The 18,313-nt window shown below is 48.0% G+C and carries 16 protein-coding genes; 4 read left to right on the top strand and 12 right to left on the bottom strand.

The window, feature by feature from the left end; genetic code table 11:
• Positions 1–53: 53 nt before the first annotated feature.
• Both apaG and AAAA73_RS03760 read right to left on the bottom strand, forming a co-directional pair.
• Positions 54–443 carry a Co2+/Mg2+ efflux protein ApaG gene (apaG, locus tag AAAA73_RS03755; RefSeq protein WP_340596831.1) on the bottom strand — a complete coding sequence of 130 codons (390 nt, stop codon included), beginning with the start codon at positions 441–443 and terminating at the stop codon, positions 54–56.
• Between the two features lie 57 nt (positions 444–500).
• Positions 501–1,532, bottom strand: coding sequence for an endonuclease/exonuclease/phosphatase family protein (locus AAAA73_RS03760; protein WP_340596832.1), 1,032 nt, complete (start codon positions 1,530–1,532; stop codon positions 501–503).
• Between the two features lie 52 nt (positions 1,533–1,584).
• Here AAAA73_RS03760 and AAAA73_RS03765 point away from each other — a divergent pair, with 52 nt between their 5' ends.
• Positions 1,585–3,120, top strand: a complete 1,536-nt coding sequence (locus AAAA73_RS03765) for a M17 family metallopeptidase (RefSeq protein ID WP_340596833.1) — start codon at positions 1,585–1,587, stop codon at positions 3,118–3,120.
• 103 nt (positions 3,121–3,223) lie between these two features.
• Here the strand turns inward: AAAA73_RS03765 and AAAA73_RS03770 are convergent, their stop codons facing one another.
• The 6 genes from AAAA73_RS03770 to AAAA73_RS03795 form a co-directional block, all read right to left on the bottom strand.
• The gene (locus tag AAAA73_RS03770) at positions 3,224–3,550 is read right to left on the bottom strand and encodes a hypothetical protein (RefSeq protein ID WP_340596834.1); all 327 of its coding nucleotides are present in this window, start codon (positions 3,548–3,550) and stop codon (positions 3,224–3,226) included.
• Between the two features lie 37 nt (positions 3,551–3,587).
• Positions 3,588–3,914 (bottom strand): hypothetical protein, encoded by a 327-nt coding sequence (locus AAAA73_RS03775; protein WP_340596835.1) that lies wholly within the window; start codon positions 3,912–3,914, stop codon positions 3,588–3,590.
• A complete protein-coding gene (locus AAAA73_RS03780) occupies positions 3,914–5,272 on the bottom strand; it encodes a hypothetical protein (RefSeq protein ID WP_340596837.1) in 1,359 nt (452 codons plus the stop codon). Before AAAA73_RS03780 ends, AAAA73_RS03775 begins: the two co-directional genes overlap by 1 nt.
• A gap of 133 nt (positions 5,273–5,405) precedes the next feature.
• A complete protein-coding gene (locus tag AAAA73_RS03785; protein WP_340596839.1) occupies positions 5,406–5,759 on the bottom strand; it encodes a hypothetical protein in 354 nt (117 codons plus the stop codon).
• A 725-nt stretch (positions 5,760–6,484) separates the two neighbouring features.
• Complete coding sequence (locus AAAA73_RS03790; protein ID WP_340596840.1) at positions 6,485–7,894, bottom strand: hypothetical protein; 1,410 nt, start codon at positions 7,892–7,894, stop codon at positions 6,485–6,487.
• Entirely contained in the window at positions 7,894–8,499 is a 606-nt protein-coding gene (locus AAAA73_RS03795; protein WP_340596841.1) for a DUF502 domain-containing protein, read from the bottom strand. Before AAAA73_RS03795 ends, AAAA73_RS03790 begins: the two co-directional genes overlap by 1 nt.
• 165 nt (positions 8,500–8,664) lie before the next feature.
• On the opposite strand from AAAA73_RS03795, the gene AAAA73_RS03800 reads away from it, so the two are divergent.
• The 3 genes from AAAA73_RS03800 (at position 8,665) to AAAA73_RS03810 (ending at position 12,512) form a co-directional block, all read left to right on the top strand.
• On the top strand, positions 8,665–10,575 hold the full coding sequence (locus AAAA73_RS03800) for a S8 family serine peptidase (RefSeq protein WP_340596842.1): 1,911 nt from the start codon (positions 8,665–8,667) through the stop codon (positions 10,573–10,575).
• Positions 10,576–10,695: 120 nt separating this feature from the next.
• Positions 10,696–11,472, top strand: coding sequence for an SDR family NAD(P)-dependent oxidoreductase (locus tag AAAA73_RS03805; protein WP_340596843.1), 777 nt, complete (start codon positions 10,696–10,698; stop codon positions 11,470–11,472).
• A gap of 146 nt (positions 11,473–11,618) precedes the next feature.
• Positions 11,619–12,512: a hypothetical protein gene (locus AAAA73_RS03810; protein ID WP_340596844.1), complete on the top strand. Its 894-nt coding sequence runs from the start codon at positions 11,619–11,621 to the stop codon at positions 12,510–12,512.
• Between the two features lie 73 nt (positions 12,513–12,585).
• Here AAAA73_RS03810 and mgtE read toward each other — a convergent pair whose 3' ends face one another.
• The 4 genes from mgtE to AAAA73_RS03830 form a co-directional block, all read right to left on the bottom strand.
• Positions 12,586–13,923 (bottom strand): magnesium transporter, encoded by a 1,338-nt coding sequence (gene mgtE, locus AAAA73_RS03815; RefSeq protein ID WP_340596845.1) that lies wholly within the window; start codon positions 13,921–13,923, stop codon positions 12,586–12,588.
• Between the two features lie 101 nt (positions 13,924–14,024).
• A complete protein-coding gene (locus AAAA73_RS03820) occupies positions 14,025–15,893 on the bottom strand; it encodes an ABC transporter ATP-binding protein (protein WP_340596846.1) in 1,869 nt (622 codons plus the stop codon).
• On the bottom strand, positions 15,886–17,673 hold the full coding sequence (locus AAAA73_RS03825; protein ID WP_340596847.1) for an ABC transporter ATP-binding protein: 1,788 nt from the start codon (positions 17,671–17,673) through the stop codon (positions 15,886–15,888). Before AAAA73_RS03825 ends, AAAA73_RS03820 begins: the two co-directional genes overlap by 8 nt.
• A complete protein-coding gene (locus tag AAAA73_RS03830; protein ID WP_340596848.1) occupies positions 17,670–18,296 on the bottom strand; it encodes a 2OG-Fe(II) oxygenase in 627 nt (208 codons plus the stop codon). The genes AAAA73_RS03825 and AAAA73_RS03830 overlap by 4 nt, the downstream gene beginning before the upstream one ends.
• Positions 18,297–18,313 lie beyond the last annotated feature (17 nt).

An 18,313-nucleotide genomic window follows, 5' to 3' on the forward strand; every position in this document is an offset into this window, starting at 1 on the left:
AGAGTGGTTCTGAAAAACTGGACCTTTTTTGCTTAGAAGCAATTGAGGGGCTTTTAGTGAAGGGCGTTTGGAGCCACTAAGTAAAACTCTGGAATATCTACAGAGAAGCTTTGGCCATCTTCGGTGATCATGTGGTAGCGGCCCTTCATGCTTCCCGTCGGGGTGTTCAGGGGGCAGGCACTATCATATTCAAAGGTTTGGCCGGGCTGAATTTTCGGTTGCATGCCGATAACGCCGGGGCCGCGAACTTCCTCTTTTTTTCCAGTGGCGTCAGTGATCTCCCAGTGGCGACTCATCAATTGAGCCGGGGTTGAGCCTTGGTTCGTGATCGCAATTTTATAAGCAAAGAAATGATAGCCCTTTTCCGGGTTGGATTCGGAAGGAACATAAACCACTTTCGCGGTAATTTTAAATTCTGGGACGATCGTTTTCTGCATTGCCATGGTTGCTATATTACTGTGTTCCATAGGGTCGGGCAACGAAAACTGTGCAGACGCAAATTAACGTAGAATGATATTCTCGATTTCGAACACGATAGGATAATGATCAGATGGGATTCTTTGTTTGGCTTCCATCGTTTGTGGGACGCCTCGTTCACTGCCCAATTCGTCTCGGTAACGGAACGCTTTTGCAGAGTCCGCTTTTAAAAGGCCTTGCATCAGCGGTGACAGGAACGCGAAGTCAATCTGGCGACCCTCAGTGCGCGCGCTGCTTTTCACTTGATAAAAAGTGGCCCGCTGTTCAGGAGTTAGGTTGGCCACTTCAAAAACATCTTTAAGTCCCGTGGTGGAGTAGATGTCGCGAAACTCCTCATCGGTATTTAGAATGCCGGCATTGCCGTTGAAATCACCAGCAACCAAAATAGGAATTTGCGGATTGTTTTGCTCAAGTTCGCGGTAGATTTCCAATAGAGTTCGCAGCTCGGCCTGGCGGCGCTCAAAACCATTGGGGTCTATGCGCTCAGGATCCAAGCGGGATTTAAGGTGCGTCAACATGATGATCATGAACGGCTTTTCCTTGTCCTGCTTAAAGAGCCTTAGCTCCACGACATCCCGGGAAAATTTATGACTGGAGGTGACTTTGCCGCCTTTGACCTGATAGCCCTGCGCCAGGCTTTGACGCTCGTGGGGGTAAAGGTAGTTGATGGGGCGGGCTTTGTTGGACAAAAGATCAAAATAGAAAGGAAGCTCTTTGCGAATCAAAAAGCCCACGTCAATATTGCGGTCGGAGTTTCCTTCAATCAAACATGGTGAGTACGCGCTGTTCATAAAGAGTTGGTTGAAGTTTTTCAGGGACTCGAAACCGCCCACCTCGCACAGCATAATGACGTCGGCATTGATTTCCTGAAGGGCTTTGGCGATGTCTTCGCATTTTTTTAGGGATTTATTCTCATATATGGAAATGGACTGACCCTGCCATTGACGCTCATTGTACTTAAGTACCTCGGCGGTTGGCGGCTCATCAAAAAGCAGAAACAGATTCTCTGCATTGAGTAAGCAAAATTTAAGGTTTGTGGTCTCGGTCCACGTCATATTAATATTCTAGGGATTTTAGTCTTAAGCTCAAAGGAAAAGTGAGGAAATCGTGGCGAAAAAGAAGGCAACTGCGCCTAAAGCGTCCGCAAAACTGCAAATCCGTTCATGGATCGAAACATTTGAAATCGGTAAAGAACTTAAAACAAAGAACGAAATGACGGGCTTTGTCTATTTCCTGGGTTCTGAGGACTCCAGCAAGCTGAATGGTTTGATTGATGACCATGCCTTGGCTTGGCAAATGGACACCTTGAAAAAGAACGACAAAGAGTTGGTCTTTTTTGTGGGGGTGCAGGGTCCGGTTTGGATTCTTCGTTCCAAAGGTAAAAATTCCGTGGGCCATGATGGCTTGTTGGATGAGGCAGCCTACACATGGGCTCGCGATCAATTTGGTTCTTTGGTTCCTCACTTTAAGGCAAATCAGCTAAAAGCATTGCGTATCGAGTTCGCTGGGACTGCCAAGGTTCAGGAGATGGGTGCATTGGTTGGTTTGGATATGGCACCATACAACTATCGCCAATTTGTTGACGGCAAACAGCTAGTGGATCTGCCTAAAGTTTCACTTATTAGTTCGGACGATTTTGACAAATCAGTGTTGAAAGAAGCGGCGGCTCGTGCGCGTGCCGTGACTATGGCCCGTCACTTGGTGAACTTGCCTCCGAACGATTTGAATCCGAAATCATACTCTGAACTTGCAGCCAAGAAAATTTCATGGGGCAAGAATCTAAAAATCACGATTTGGGATGAAAAAAAGCTTTCATCCGAAAAAATGGGATTGCATCTGTCTGTAGGGCAGGGGGCAGCTCACGGTCCACGCATGGTTCACTTGAAATACCGTCCAACGAAAAAGTCAGGTCTGAAACCTGTGGCCTTTGTTGGTAAAGGGATCACGTTCGATACTGGTGGCTTGGATATTAAGCCTTCCTCTGCGATGCGTTTGATGAAGAAAGATATGGGCGGCTCAGCTGCAGTTATGGGCTTGGCTTTGTGGGCGGCAGAGTCCCAATATCCAGGTCCATTGGATTTCTATCTGGCGCTGGCTGAAAATGCGGTGGATGCAAATGCCTTCCGTCCAAGTGATATCGTGACAGCTCGTAACGGTATGAAAGTGGAAATCGACAACACCGATGCCGAAGGCCGTTTGGTTTTGGCTGATGTGTTGGATGTGGCTTGCAAACAAAAAGGTTCAGACGATCCAGAATACGTGATCGACGTGGCGACTTTAACCGGCGCTATCAAAGTCGGTTTGGGTGCCGAGATCGCAGGGCTGTTCTCGAATGACGATGATCTTGCGAACGAATTGACCAAAGCCGGTCAACGCGCCGGTGACTTGAACTGGCGCATGCCTTTGTTCGACAAATACTGGGGTGATCTATCGTCGCCATTTGCAGACTGCAAAAACTCTGGCGGCGGTTTCGGTGGAGCCATCACGGCAGCGTTGTTCCTGCAAAAATTTGTAGGCGGCAAGAAGTGGGCTCACTTGGACATCTATGCCTGGGCAGACCGCGCCAGCGGCGCCATCGGCAGCAGCGGCGGCTCCGGCCAAGCCGTCCAATGCCTGATCGAATTCCTAGAATCCCGCGTTTAGGTGCCAGGTCCTACTTACGGACGCACCGCTTCGTTCCAGAGGTACGGACTTACCTTCTCCAAAAAAAAACCCCGGTCTCATCGACCGTGGTTTTTTTATCTAGCTATTTTACGAAATCCTCTCGAATCATATCTCCATTCGACATATCAGGAACTGTGCTTGCACCTTCAACATCAACTGCGTGATATTCGTTATCATAGAAAAATATGTCGACATATGCCCGGGGCTTGCGCCCCTTGATTTGCCACAAGATTGTCAAATTCTCACTAACCATAAAGACATTGTCGTACAAGCAATGCCCCGTGCCTCGATTTTTCCAATGATCCAAAAGAACCAGATAGCCATTTGGGGTTTTCATGATCGTTCTGATTCTGTGAATAAATGTAATAGAGTTGCCGTTTGCAGTTAGCATATTGTTTTTAGTTTCCATGGTTACAGCCTTCCGTTCCAAGTGCGTCTAATTTTCATTATTTGACGAAGTACTCACGAACTACTTTTCCCGTTTTCATGTCGATGACATTGCTGAAACCATCCCAATCTACCGCTCGATATTCGTCATTATTGTGAACGATAGAGGTGTAACACTTTTGTTTGGCACCTTGGATTTGCCATTGAATTTCGAGGCTCTTGTTGATTTTGTAAACGTTGTTCCAAATGTTGTATCCCATGCCTGATTTCACCCAAAATTTCAAGAGTACGATAGCTCCATCCTCGGTCTCTATGATCTCTTCAATGTCGTGAAGAAAGGTTATCGTTAGATCGTTTTCTGAAATCGAATTTTTGGAAATTTTCATTATCTTACTCTCCCATCAATTTTCGAAGGTCGCCCGAAGTATTCTGGTGTGATGTTTCCCTTTATTAAATACTGACTACTGAATCGGGAACTACTCGAATTAAAACTTGGGGCAACTCGCCCTTTGTACAATACTGTGCCGGCCGGTAATTTATTAAGTTCTAAAGTGTGCGTCGGAATAAAAGGGAGTGCCAGTTTATCTTGTATTTCCTTGGCAGTTAGGCCTTTGATTTCTCTTGTTTCAGTGATCCACTTTCCCATAGAGTTTTTTTCAGTTTCATTGAAGGCTCGTGAAAATGTACCAGCTGGTATGACATCGCTAGTAGTGAATTCATAAACTTTTGTGCCGGGTTTGAAAGCGTCTTGGGCGTAGCCCAACTCTCTGTTGATTTCTTCTGCTGTTCTGACTTTTACCGAGTGCAGTGTTTTGTTGAGAGTCCCCGGTAAATGCCCCAGCTTTTCTGCGCGTTGTAGAAGGCGAGCCCCGGCGATAGCGAAGGAACCAATTGCCGGAGTTAAGGCGCCAATAACGGCCCAAGTTCTTTCCGAATTGGAAAGAGGACGGCTTTCCAATAAAGATTTTCCAGTAAGAGCTTCGTAAATATCCCTTGGCCAACCAATTGGGCTAAAACCAACTGCAATGTCTAACGCCGCTTTTACAAGCTCCTTGGATGCAGCAGTTAGTTTGAACGCCTCTTTCAACTCACCACGGTGTGCAGTTTCGTGGGAAAGTGATTGTAGAGTTTTGGCTTCCGCAAGCAGTCTTTGAGATTCGGGCTTTGCGCTACCATTAATTGACTCATGGGCCTCGGCCATTTTTTTGTTGAGCTGATTCTGAAGTTTTGCGAAAGTCGTACCTTGCCCATAAGTGCTGCCTTCTTCATAGGTCCAATTGGGTGCGCCTTGAAATTTCCAGAATTCCTGACCGTAGCCTTTTTCAGCGCAGGTGTATGTGCCGGCACATTCCAACAGGCCTTTGACTGTCAGAAGTTTGCCTTCCGGTGTTTTGACGAAGTTGTCAGTATCAAAGCCGAAATGTTGAGAGGAGGGTTTGTCGGCACCATGAAATCCATGGTCGCGACTTTCCCAGTCAGAGCGGTCAAAGTCTCCATTTTCGTGTTGGTCGCCACGGTCGTGGTCGGGAGGGCCATCGTCATCATAGTCCCCACGGCCATCATCACCGCTGTCATCACAACCAGAACCAACGCAGTTGCCATCATCATAGCCGTCGTAGTCTTCGCCGGGAGTGACGACATCAGGTGGATCATCGGAAAAATCGAAATCAAGATTGGCTTGGGCGGCACCAGAAAAGCAGATTTGAAAAGCTAAAACATATTTCAGCAGGGTCTTAAAAAACATAAAGGGCTCCTTTGCAGGAACCCCTTATTTCATGGAGCAGGCCATAGGTTTTTTAGCTCTACGGCTATACATTGAATTTGAGAGACGGGCTGTACGGAGTGTCGGACAGCTTTCTAGGAACTAAGAATCTGCGCTAGAGGCGTTCGCAAGTGGGTTCGGCGCGGCAGCTGGAGGCGAAAGAGCCCTCAATACAGGCGTTGCTTGCAATCGCGGCGGCTTCAACGCGGCTCTCGGCTTTTCCTTGGAATGTTTTACCCCAAGTCGAATCTTTCAGGACGCAAACCCAACCCCTGCTTTGTTCGGGGGCTCCGTATTCCAGTCGTTCTAATCTTTGTGAAAGTTGATAAACTTTGGATTCCAACTGATAAACCCGTCGTTGCAAATCCTGATCGCCGCGCATGTCTCCACGAGATTGAGCGACTGAGGGCATTGCGATCAACAAAGTCGCCATGGAAACAAAAACAGCAAAAGTACGTCGCATAAACATAAGAACCCCCAGTGGTTTAAAAGTGCCTTCAACAGCGAAGGTGAAAACCTCTAAAGCAATAGGGATGCCAATTCAAACAGGGCCATTGTGACCCTGTTTGAAGGAAGTGAAATTACGATATCACTTTAAATTGCGGAGTAGGGTGACAGGACAGACACCAGCCTTGCAGCACAAGCGGTAGACTTCCTTGCGGGACACGGATGGCGATAGCAATCCGTTAATAAGATTTAAAGTCTCCATCGAGACGACAGAGATTTTGCATTCGGTTCCAGAGATCAGCTGCACTAGGCTCACGGGCACCTCCAACTTTTATAGGTTAGAAAGCTCTTCGGCAGATATCCAAGATTTTGAAAGTCATTCTCGTTTATGAAAGCCCATTGAGAACCTAACGACAACTGACTGAGAAAAGGCCCCGCTAAAGGTCTGGTGTATGCGTTTTGCGCATATTCGGATTCTTATTATGCGTTGGAGATATTGGCTAAGAATGCCGTATATTGGTCAAATGAAAGGAGGCATTAGGAATGCTTAAGCTACTAGAAACAATCAAAGCTAAAATGACTTTGAACTTGAACGAAAAAGAAAATTCGACGCTTTTATCTTGTCTTGCAAATCTGCACTAATAGACATCTCTTATTTGGCGCACGGTAAACTTCGCGCCGATTCAAAACACCAGAAATAAATCCCACTTATCACGTGTAAAATAAATCCTGGTGTTCTTTAAAGCTCTACTTAAACCCGAATAGTTTTTGTGACTTGATTGCAGAAACCACTTTCTGCGGAACGAACTGCTCCCAGCGTGAATCCCCGGATTCGATCATCTTTATCACGTCGCTGGAGTGCAGGTAGTCTGCAGTTTCATCACAGCCTGACACATCTACGATCTGTTTGCTTTCCACGAAGTAAGCGTAGATGTGGCGCAGGTGAGCCTTCGGAAAAAAGCTCTTGGTGGTCATGCATAGATCCGGAGTCTTGTGAGGATAAACGTACACTTTGGTTTTTTGCTCCAAAAGTTTACCCAAGCCCTCAAGCAAGCCGCCCTCCAGGTTCTTATAGTGCGACTCTTCAAACAGTTTTTCCAGATGACTGGCGCCGATGATCAAAGCCATCAGGTTTTGATTGTAACGGCGGATAAATCTTTTCAGCATATAGAACAAACGGAAATTTGAAATCATCACATGGTAACCGAGGCTGGTCAGAACCTCCACGCGCGCCAAAAAGTCAGACTCGTTCACATGGCCGTCAGTGGTCAGATTGTGCATTGTCAATTCCATGACGGGCAGGACTTCCAAATCCTTGCCTTCCATGTTTTTCACGTCCGCCTTCATTTGCGTAATGCCTTTTTGGATGACGTCAATGTGCGTGCTTGTGACTGGGCGGAATGTGCCTCGTTGAATCAACAGGGATTTGCCATAGACCGCGTCAGCGACATTCAGGATTTCGTTCTTTGGTGAGAACATAATCGCTTCAGCCAAACCACGGCGTACCAACTCCAGGTTCATCAGGCGATTGTCGAAGTGGGCAACGGCCGGGCCGTTGAATTTGATCACATCGATAACGACTTGGCCTTCTTTCAGATTTTCAACCAGACTTGGGACAAAGGAGTCCGTGTCGGCCAAACCATAGAAAGCGCAAAACAGCAAATTCACACCCAGAATACCCAAGGACTCCTGTTGTTGCAGACGGTGACGATCCAGCATGCGCACATGCAGGATGATTTCGTTTGCCGGGCCCCCTGGGGTTGCCTGAAAGCGCACGCCCATCCAGCCATGGGATTGCTTGTTGGAGCTCACTGATGCAGTTGCGACCGTTGAAGCAAATGAAAAGAAACAGGTGCTGCCACCGCGGGGAGCACTCAGGCGCTCAATCAGGAGTTTGTATTCATGATCGAGCATTTTCTCAAGGCGAGGTTCGCAGACATAGCGGCCATTGGCTTCGCGGCCGTAGATTTCATCGCTGACAATCATGTCATAGGCAGAAATGGTTTTGGCGATGGTCTGAGAGGCTTTTCCCGCCTGAAAGAAATGACGGGCGACTTCCTGGCCGGCACCAATTTCAGCAAAGGCCCCATAACGACTTAGATCGTTGTTGATTTTCAAAGCTTTACTGACAGTCGTTGCGCAGGAAGCATCAGTCATTACTTATCTCCTTCATGCTTTTCAGCCTTTACCCAGCCTGTAATGGCAAGACTCATGGCTTTTTCGATCGGAATATCAATTGGTGTGATGCGATTGCGAGGCACCAGCAATGTGAAGCCCCCCAAGCCGTAGCTCATAGGAATATAAACTGAAACCTTTTCGTTGGCTTGGGCGTGGATCGCCGGAATATCCGTGAAGTGCTCACGAGTGACCAAACCCATGGCGCGAATGCCGTTGTCATTGATATCGACCAAAACCACGGTCTGCATGCCGCCACCGGGACCTGCACCTTTGGAGAACATATTCATCAGGTCGCGCAGAGGGCTGTAAACCGCTTTGATTAACGGAACCTGAGTAAGTCTTTGTTCAAGCTTATGGAAGAGCCCCGCAGCAAGGAGGTTGTTCAACAGGAAGCCCAGGATGAAGATCAGTACAATCGTCAGCAAAAAGCCCAGGCCTGGAATGTAAACCGGCATGAACTGGCGGAGAGTATCGCCCAGGATGCTGTCCACAATAGAAACGCCGGCATAGATGATATAAATCGTCAGCGCGATCGGAAGGAAGGTTACGAGACCTTGCAAGAAAATTTTCTGAAGCTGTTTCATAGCTGGATGGTGTCCTTGTCTCCGAATGTATCGGTAAAAAATTAATATCAGCTTAGTGTAATGGCATCAAGGTCTTACGCTTGTCTCAAAATAGGTCACTATTTTTTGCTCATTATTCCTGGACCCGCAGCCGAATAGATATTGTTCAATTTCTAAGGAGAAACCGTGAAACGCATTGTAATAGGTTTCATAGCTTTGACTCTTACATTCGCAGGGACAGCGTTCGCACAAATGTCGACCGTCGTTCCGGGTGAATATATCGTTAAGGTGCGCAACAGCTCTACGGGTGTAAACCAGCAGGGTGTTCGTGCGCGACTTGCGCAAAGAGTCACTATGAGAGGCGCCTACAGTAAGCTAGGTATGTATCACGTTTCAGTCCGTTCTTTAGCTTCAGCCGCCGAAGAGGTTGCTGATCTTAAAAATGACCCGGATATCGAATATGTGGAGCCAAATTACGTTTGGTCTACATCCGGGACTGTGGCCAGTGAAACCGCTACGCAAGGGTGGTCGCTGCAGCAGCTCTTCAATATGAATTCGATCTTGATGGGGGCAAACGCCTACAGCCAGACTTATATGTCTTCGGCACCCATTATCTCGGCCAATATTCAATTGACGAGTGCTTGGTCGCAATCCAGTTCTTTGGCTTCCAACTCAGGAAAAGTTGTCGTTGCAGTCGTGGATTCAGGTTTGGATACCACTCACACCGTATTTAAAGCCTATAAAGCGGATGGTACCGGTGGTTCAGGTGCACTCTGGGTGAATGCTGCTGAAGCTAATGGTGTTCCGGGCGTTGATGACGACGGAAATGGCTTTGTCGATGATATCAATGGCTGGAACTTTACTAATAACTCTCCCAATGTGATGGATGACAACAATCACGGTACCCACGTTGCCGGGATTGTAATTGGTGCGGGACTTAATATATTTCAACGTCCTTTGCCAGAATCCAAAATCATCATCATGCCAGTGAAATCCCTGAAAGCGGATGGCTCGGGTACAACGGCATATGCAATTAGAGCGATTGATTACGCTGTGGATAACGGTGCCCAAGTGATCAACAACTCATGGGGTGGTGCAAACTATTCCAGAGCTTTGTTGGATTCATTAGCGGCTGCTTATAACAAAGGCATTCTGATTGTGAATGCAGCAGGTAACTATAACAGTAATAACGACAGCCTGCCGATGTATCCGGCAAACTATGATTTGCCAAGTGCAGTATCTGTGGCATCTGTGGATATCAACGATGTTCGATCTGACTTTTCAAACTTCGGTCGCAATACCGTTCACATTGCTTCGCCGGGTGAGGATATTCTAAGTACGATTCCTGGTGGTGGTTATAAATACATGTCAGGAACATCGATGGCGGCACCTTTGGTTGCTGGCGTAGCAGCTCTGGCATTGCGTGAAGAGCCTCAGTTGACGGGTTATCAAATTAAACAAAAACTTTTCCAAAGTGCCGACGTGATCTCGGGCCTTGCGAACTATGTAGCAACAAGTGCTCGCGTGGATTCAGGTCAGTTGATTCAAACTGTTCTGGCCAGCCATGGCGAACAGGCTTCACAGCCAGCTTTGGATGTATCACGCTTCCCAGCTTCTGAAGGGGCAGCAGGTGCGGCCGGCGGTTGCGGAACTATCACGACAGCGATCAACAATGGCCCTGGTGCCGGTGGTGCCAATCCAACTGCGGGTGTGGTGCTGGGTCTGATGATGATCCCGATGGCAGTTTGGTTCATCCTTCGTCAGCGTGCGATGGAAAGTGACCCAAGAAACAAACGTCGTCACGAGCGCTTCAAAATGCAGTCGCAAATCAAAGTAATGGTCGGCGATCGCGAGCTTGTTGGTTCGATGAATACGATCTCTCAAGGTGGTTTGTCTTTCAACACCGATCAGGCATTGGAAAAAGGCGGTATCGTCACCATGCGAATCGCAAGCCCGGATGGAAACGAAATCATCGAGGTGCAGGGTCAGGTTGTATGGAGCGAAGCGAACCAATCCTACGGGGTGCAATTCGCCAACGCGAAACAGGGAACTCTGGCTATGATCCAACAGTGGACTTCGAACCTGGTAAGATCGTAGGCCCAGACCTGCTCTAAAAAATAGAATCAACCTCAAGGGCTCCTGAATAAGGAGCCCTTTTTTTTATTTTGCGCGCGCTCACGTTCCTTGATGAAATAAGACATAAATTTGGAGGGCGTTATGAGCTCATGGGATCTGCAGGGAAAAACGGCTGTTGTTTGTGGGGCCTCACAAGGTATTGGCGCGGCGACGGCGCAATTATTGGCCCAGCGTGGAGCTCGCGTAATTGCCTTGGCTCGCAACGAAGAAAAGCTAAAGGCACTGTTGGCATCGATTCCAGGAGAGGGGCACAAATATTTTGCCGTGGATCTGGCAGACACGGCGGAGCTTAAAAAGTTAATTCCAAAAATCTCGCAGGAAAAGATTCATATTCTGGTAAACAATTCGGGAGGTCCCAAAGGTGGGCCGTTGTTGGAAGTCTCTATCGAGGAGTTTGATGCGCCGATAAAGGCCCATCTGCATGCTGCGCATTTGCTGGTACAAGCAGTGGTGCCATTTATGAAATCCGTAAACTACGGTCGAATCGTCAATATTATTTCGACCTCGGTTAAAAATCCGATTCCGGGTTTGGGAGTTTCCAATACCGTTCGTGGTGCCATGGCAAGTTGGTCCAAAACTTTGGCGGGAGAGCTGGGGCCTTTTGGCATCACCGTCAATAATATGCTTCCGGGATATATCCGTACGGGGCGCATTGAATCTCTGATGGGGGCGGCGGCGCAAAAAACCGGAAATAGTATCGAGGAAGTCGAAGAGCAATGGATTAAGACTATTCCCGCTGGAAGAATCGGGGACCCAAGGGAGGCGGCAGAGGGCATTGCCTTCTTGGTGAGTCCGGCTGCATCCTATATTAATGGTATTAATCTGCCGGTGGATGGTGGTCGCACTCCATCCTTGTGAGTGCCCTGAAACGTCACCGGGTGACGTTGGGTGACCTAAAGAAATTCTCAGTTCAAAACAGTTCCAGCTGAGTCCATCAAAACAATGGAGTGGATCTTGCTTAGTAAGGGGTGGAAGTAATTTTCGCCTTTTAAAAGGAGACCACTATGAAGCTATCTAAACTACTTGCTACAGCCGTTTTGATGAGTCTTGCTGCTTGTGCAGTTAAAGATGATAAGGCCAGCCGAGTCGCTCTTCGTGGTGGTGATACAACGCCTAAAGGTGAGGTTTCGGCTGACTTGACGGTCGGTGGTCAGCCAGGTCAGATCATGGTGACGGGAGCGATCGTTAAGTACGACGCTGATAAAGTAAATTATGAAGAGCCTTCCGATAAACTAAGCTTAAATCCTTCAATCAAAACAACATATATTACCGGTATTTCTGCTGACGGAAAAATTGCAGAAGTGGATGCTGATTTCAAGCCCATGTTGAATTTGACCAAGTCAGAATCAGTCCTTAAAGAAGTGGAGGCTGATACTTCTTATGCTGTTCTGGGTTGTGCAGACGATCAGGTCGACGCGACCTTTACCAACGGTCTGACATTGAAGGACGGCGCAGCTAAATCTGCTGATTCCACTTTGGATAAAGTATCCACTGCGACAACGGCAAAAGTTGTATTCGTTTGTGGTGATTTGAAAACTACAGCAATGGCTTTGGCAATCAAAGCAGATACACTGGTTTTGAATAATGCAAGAATCATCAGCACAGCACAAGCGGGTGTTGTTGATATTGGAGCCAACAAACTGGTATTGATTGGCGAAAGCACGATTCAAACAATCGGGCAGGATGCGGCTGCGAATGTTGTTCCTGCAGCGGCCATTGAGTTTAACGTGACTAAAGAATTGTCTGGCGACGGCACTCTGGTTATTTCCAGCAAGGGTGGCGATATCAAATCAGGAGCTGCGAAATCTACAATCGGTACAAGCGATCAGCAAAAAGCCAAAGACCAACAAGAAGAGCAGGAGCTTTCTGGTAAAATGGCTTTGGATACAACTCGCTAGTTTTCAGAGCTAATTTTAAAATAAAAAAAGGCGTCTTCAAAAGACGCCTTTTTAATTTTGGGCCTTGGGAAGTTTATAGCAAAGCACCCGCAAGGACGAATGAAGCGACCGAGAAGTAAATAATTAATCCTGTCACGTCCACCAATGTTGCCACGGCTGGAGCAGAAGCTGAAGCCGGGTCAAATCCAATCTTTTTAAGCAGGAACGGAAGCATGGAGCCGGAGATAGTTCCCCACAGAACAATACCAATCAAACTGATCATGACCGTTACAGCAACCAATACATAGTGAGGACCGTATAAGGCTTCGCGCGTAGGCCAAACCAAGATTCGGAACAGACCGACAAGACCCAAACACACACCCAGCGCAAGACCGGCCATCAATTCGCGGCCCAGAACACGCCACCAGTCACGCAGGCGCACCTCGCCCAGGGCCATCGCACGAATAATCAACGTCGAAGCCTGAGAGCCGGAGTTACCACCGGAGCTGATAATCAAAGGAATGAACAATGCCAAAACCACCGCGCGTTCGATTTCGGTTTGGAAGTAACCCATGGCAGTCGCGGTGAACATCTCGCCCAGGAATAGAACCAACAACCAACCCGCACGTTTTTTAATCATCTCAAACATCGAGATTTTCATGTACGGAGCATCCAGGGATTCCACACCACCCAGTTTGTGGATGTCTTCAGTGGTCTCTTCCTGAATGGCGGTCGCCACGTCATCGAACGTAACGATACCTTTCATGATGCCTTGCTCGTCGACAACGGGCAGGGCCATCAAATCATGCTGGGAGAAAATACGACCGATTTCCTCTTGGTCCATATCTGGTGGAACCTTCAGAACTTCGGTTTGCATGATTTCAGAAATACGTGTGCCGGCCGCGGCCGAGAAGATTTCACGGAAAGAAATCACGCCCAAAAGCTTTTGGTCGGAATCAAGAACATAGGCATAGTAGATGGACTCAACGTGAGTTTTAGCCTGAATACGCAGATAGCTAATGGCTTCATCGACACTCATCTCCGCGCGCAGACGCACGAAACGGGTGCTCATCAAGCCCCCGGCAGCGTCCTCGGCATAGGCTAGCAGGGCGATCACTTCACGTTTGGTTTGTGGGTCCAGCAAAGACAGCAGGTCTTCTTTGTGCTCGGCACCCATTTCCTGAATTAAATCGGCAACGTCATCGGGAGCAAGCAAACGCACCCAGGAACGTTTCTCAAGATGAGACGCTTCAGAAATCAATTCGGCCTGGTCGTGGGTCGGGAGGTTTAGAAACAGCTCTTCGGCATCAGTTCTTGGAAGCTCCTTGAACTTTTCACGACGCTCATCCGGGGTCAATGAGGACCATTGATCGGTTAGACTGATCACGGAGTTTTCATCTAGTGTTTCATCGAGGGTTTGGTTGCTATCCATGCCCACCTCATTTGCTGATGTCTGTTTTTGTCGTGTCCACAGAGGAGTACTCTAATACATCGGACGCGGCAAACTTTTAATTGAGGGGGCCGCAGATTTATTTACACGAGTTCGGTCTTTTTAAATCGAGGCAGAATTTCCTGCGTCGGTCCCAGCTCAACAATTTCCCCGCTCTGTAACCATAAAATTCTATCACACTTGGCTAAAGTGGATAAACGGTGAGCAATGATGATCTGTGTACGATCAGCGAAAAACTCTTCGGTGGCACGAACCAGGATCTCTTCGGACTGTGGATCCACAGAGCTGGTTGCTTCGTCCATGATAACTATGGGAGCTTGTTGTAAAAGGCAGCGAGCCATACACAATAACTGGCGCTCACCGAGGGACAGATTTTTACCCCGTTCCTCGATTCTCATTTCCAGACCCAAGGCCTGTCCTTGCACCCATTCCAGCAGACCCACTTTTTTCAGGACTTCCTGCAAAGCAGAGTCGGAGTGATGACCCTCGATGTCCAGATTGAAACGCAGTGAGCCCTGAAACAAAATAGGTTCCTGGGAAATGAAGGCCATGGATTGGCGATACAAATTCAAATCGACACCGTGATCGGTTTCATGAATTTTTGGAGCATTGCCATTGATAGTGATCTGTCCTTTGGAAATGGGATACAGATGAAACAACGCCTGAATAAGGCTGGATTTGCCGGAGCCTGTGCGACCGACGATGCCCAGTCGTTCGCCAGCTTTGACTTCAAAATTCAGATTTTTCAAAACCCAAGGGAGGTCGTCGCGATACCGGAAGGACAAATCAGTGACTTCAACCGAAGCGCTGCGATTTTCCGTCAGTCGTCGGTGACTCAAATACTTTTCAACACTCGCAGCATAAACGGGGTGACCCGTGGCAAAGTTTGCAGTCGACGGCAGGTAATTGCCTTTCTCGATTTCCATGCGCATGTATTGATCCAGGCGTTCGACACCGATCATCGCCTCTTCGAATTGTGTCAACCACTCAAAGAACATCTGAACAGTATTTCCGGACAAGGTGATGAATGTAAAAGCCACGCCGACCGCACCAATGCTGGCCCAGCCTTTTTCAATCATGAAATAAGAGGCCACACCGGTGATAAGTAAAAGCACGGCGGTCATGCTGTTCATTTGAAATGAAAAGCTGATCAACTGTTTTGTTGTATACAGCTTTTGTTCCAGGAAATAGCTGTCCAGACTTTCAAAGCGTTCAGTGAAGGACTTTTGCCGACGGAAGGAGCGAATGGTGGAGGCGCCCTGCGTGGTTTCAGCAAAGTGTGCGATGCTTGGCGAGCGGCTGGCCGAAAGTTCACGGCGGGCTTTGCGCAATTTTTCCTGATTCAGTTTGTAGACGAAGAAATTCAATATCCCGATAAATGCGACCAGGATCAGGAAGATCGGATTTGCCACTGTGATCAGGATCGTCATCATGATCAGATCAAAAATGATGGATAGAAACTCGGCCAAGGGGCCGCCGAATAGACGAAACACGTTGCCATAGTCGCTTGAAAAGCGCGTGATAATACGTCCCGCGGGAGTGTTGTCGTAAAAACTCATCGGCAGGCGCGACGTACGCAGGGTCACTTCGTCGTAGAAGCTGGAAATGGCCTTGGCCGATAAACGTGAAAATCCCACTCGGAATATCAACGTCATAAAGAAACCAGATATGGCCATTGTTAAAAGCAAGGCGATGATTTGGGTCGAGCTTAAACTGGAAACCGGTGAGGTTTTGCCAACCAGGCTGTCGACCCAATAGCCGATGACGTTGGTGTTCGCCAAGAGCAATCCACGTCCGATAATGCCCAGGACCAGGCACAAGCCAATGCGATACAGGAAGGGCGCATAAGCAAAGTGTAAAGTTTCAAAAATGGTTTTGTTATAGCCACCTTCTTTTTTAACTTCGCCATCGGAAAAGTATTTGGGCTTGTTGACGGGATTGCGATTAGCCACGGGAGCCTTCACTTTCTTTTTGGGCGGTGGCTTCTTTGGCAACCGTGGTTGTGTACTCGCGGAACTTCTCATTGCGTGCCAGAAGCTCTTCGAAAGTTCCCTGATCAATGATGCGTCCTTCTTCCAGGAACAGAATGCGATCAACGCGATTTAAGGCCGACAGACGGTGAGTGACCAGCAATCGGGTGCGATTCGCCCAAGCCCCCATCAGAAGAGATTCAAAAAGTTTATGTTCGGTATCGACGTCCACAGCACTAAGACAGTCATCCAGCAACATGATCGGGGCATTGTGAAAATGAACCCGCGCCAAACTGACGCGTTGGCGTTGACCGCCCGACAGGTTCACACCACGCTCGCCAATTTCAGTGCCCAGGCCTTTTTCAACTCGTTCGGTGCTCAGTTCAAATTGAGCAAGCTTCAAGGATTCCTCAACCATGTTGTCACGGTCAGGATCGATGTCATAAAGGAAGGCCACGTTTTCGCGTAAAGTGGCGCTCATGATAAAGCCCTCTTGGGGAACGTAGGCAAAGTTCTCCCGAACTGAGTTGGGCTCTTGCTGAAGCGCATTCAGCGAACCGATGCGGTAGCTGTGAAAATGAGCGCCAGTTTCGCGAAGCAAGGACAGCAACAGCAAAGATTTACCAGAGCCCACTTCGCCGACAACGGCCACGAATTCTCCATCCTTGATGTTGAAATTCATATTTTTCAGAATATGGCGACTGCCAATTCGTAAATTCAAGCCTTGGACCTGCAAAGCAAACTTTTCATCCAGCGCCGCTTGTTCAGACGGAACCTCACCGGTGTCGGCCGTTTGGTTATTCTGGGTGGAGAAGAACTCTTCCAGACGTTTCAATGAAGTCCAAGAATCGAATGCAAAGGTGAAGAACCAGGGCATCTGACGGAAGGGGCGAGTCAGGAAGATACCCACAATCCATAGCAGCGCCAAAAGCTCACCACTGGTCATGGTGTGCTTGGAATACAAAATCAGGGAACCCAAAGTCACTACGTTCAGAATAAAGGTGATGGACGATGAGATGGCATTCATGATTTGACCGTTGGTTACCATCAAAACGCGATTTCTGGTTTCAACTTCCCTTTTGGCAAAAATGCCGGCTTCAAAATGATGAATCCAGCCCAGAATACGAATGGTGCGGATGTTTTGAATCCACTCATTCACCAGACCGATACGTTCTGCTGCCAGTTGCTTGAAGTTGAAGAAAAAGCGCGATTGGCGAAAAGCCAAAAAAGAATTCACGCAAGTAATGCCGATCATGACCGTGACCGTCGGCCACAAAGGAATATCAAAAAGCAAAGAGATCGCAAAAGGCGAAATCAACAATGGGAATAAAGTCGATGCTCCTGCGGGAAGTGTTTGATCCAGGAAAACCGTGGCGCCTTGAACGTCCGTCGCGTAAAGAGAGACAATTTCCCCCACAGGGCGATGGCTCATCGTATCCACACGCAGATTCAGAGTCTTTGCGTAAAGTCGTTCCGCAAACACGCGCTGCATGTGCAAAGCTTCCTTCGCGCTCAGATAGTTCGTCAGCTGACTCAGAGCCAGGGAGCCCAGGACACACAGGAAAGCTGAAAGAATAAACCACAGCGGAGAGCTGACCTGGAAAAGATGAAGTTTGGTTTCGACACCCGTCAGTTGATCGATGAATTCTTTTTGAAAGAAAGGTCCCAGGATTCCAAAAACCGCTGCGAACAACGAACACGCCAGAATAATCAGACGGGCATAGGGTCGTGTGAAGACGACTTCAAAAAATAAAGATCTCATAACGCATCATCCCTAAACCAGCCTGTTAAACTCAGACGGGGAGTGAAGCTCTTTTCCACCTGGTGCGGGAAAAGATCGCTTCTAAAAAATATCAGTTGTCCCAAGCGGGGCTCGACACGGGCCAGAAGCTCCTCGGGGTTATTTGGATTGTACAGGCTTAGCTCGCCGCCATTTTCTTTTTGCCAGTCCTCATTGAGATACAGCACGAAAGTAATTTTGCGGTGGCTGGCGCCACGGGGATTGTCGATGTGCTTTTCATAACCCGCCTGCGGTGGATAAAAAGCAAAATGACTTTCCACACGTTTTAGTCCCATAAAGAAAAAACGATTCAACTCTTCACGAATTGTTTCCAGGCACAGTAAAAACTGCTTCTGAACTGGCGAGTTGCCGGCATCGAGCCATAGCGTATAGTCACCGCGAATTTCAGAGGCGGTTAATTTGTTGCCGGTCGGTCCGATGGAAGCCTTGGTCAACTCTCCGTCGCTGTAGAGTTTTTGACACTCTTGGGCGAGTTGTTTGCAGAAATCAGAAGCAAAGACCTCTGAGGAGAGGGCCCAGTTATTTTCCGCCAATTTCTCGAAGGAATCAGTTAAAGATGAGAGATTGATTTGCTTCTGTTCCAAAGTGTTGCCATTCTATT

The organism is Bdellovibrio sp. GT3, assembly GCF_037996765.1.
Lineage (GTDB): Bacteria > Bdellovibrionota > Bdellovibrionia > Bdellovibrionales > Bdellovibrionaceae > Bdellovibrio.

Coding starts and splice junctions, on each gene's coding strand:
- AAAA73_RS03785 (WP_340596839.1), bottom strand. CDS start 5,759: ATGTTTATGCGACGTACTTTTGCTGTTTTTGTTTCCATGGCGACTTTG.
- AAAA73_RS03775 (WP_340596835.1), bottom strand. CDS start 3,914: ATGAAAATTTCCAAAAATTCGATTTCAGAAAACGATCTAACGATAACC.
- AAAA73_RS03825 (WP_340596847.1), bottom strand. CDS start 17,673: ATGAGATCTTTATTTTTTGAAGTCGTCTTCACACGACCCTATGCCCGT.
- AAAA73_RS03780 (WP_340596837.1), bottom strand. CDS start 5,272: ATGTTTTTTAAGACCCTGCTGAAATATGTTTTAGCTTTTCAAATCTGC.
- AAAA73_RS03795 (WP_340596841.1), bottom strand. CDS start 8,499: ATGAAACAGCTTCAGAAAATTTTCTTGCAAGGTCTCGTAACCTTCCTT.
- AAAA73_RS03810 (WP_340596844.1), top strand. CDS start 11,619: ATGAAGCTATCTAAACTACTTGCTACAGCCGTTTTGATGAGTCTTGCT.
- mgtE (WP_340596845.1), bottom strand. CDS start 13,923: ATGGATAGCAACCAAACCCTCGATGAAACACTAGATGAAAACTCCGTG.
- AAAA73_RS03790 (WP_340596840.1), bottom strand. CDS start 7,894: ATGACTGATGCTTCCTGCGCAACGACTGTCAGTAAAGCTTTGAAAATC.
- AAAA73_RS03805 (WP_340596843.1), top strand. CDS start 10,696: ATGAGCTCATGGGATCTGCAGGGAAAAACGGCTGTTGTTTGTGGGGCC.
- AAAA73_RS03770 (WP_340596834.1), bottom strand. CDS start 3,550: ATGGAAACTAAAAACAATATGCTAACTGCAAACGGCAACTCTATTACA.
- apaG (WP_340596831.1), bottom strand. CDS start 443: ATGGCAATGCAGAAAACGATCGTCCCAGAATTTAAAATTACCGCGAAA.
- AAAA73_RS03760 (WP_340596832.1), bottom strand. CDS start 1,532: ATGACGTGGACCGAGACCACAAACCTTAAATTTTGCTTACTCAATGCA.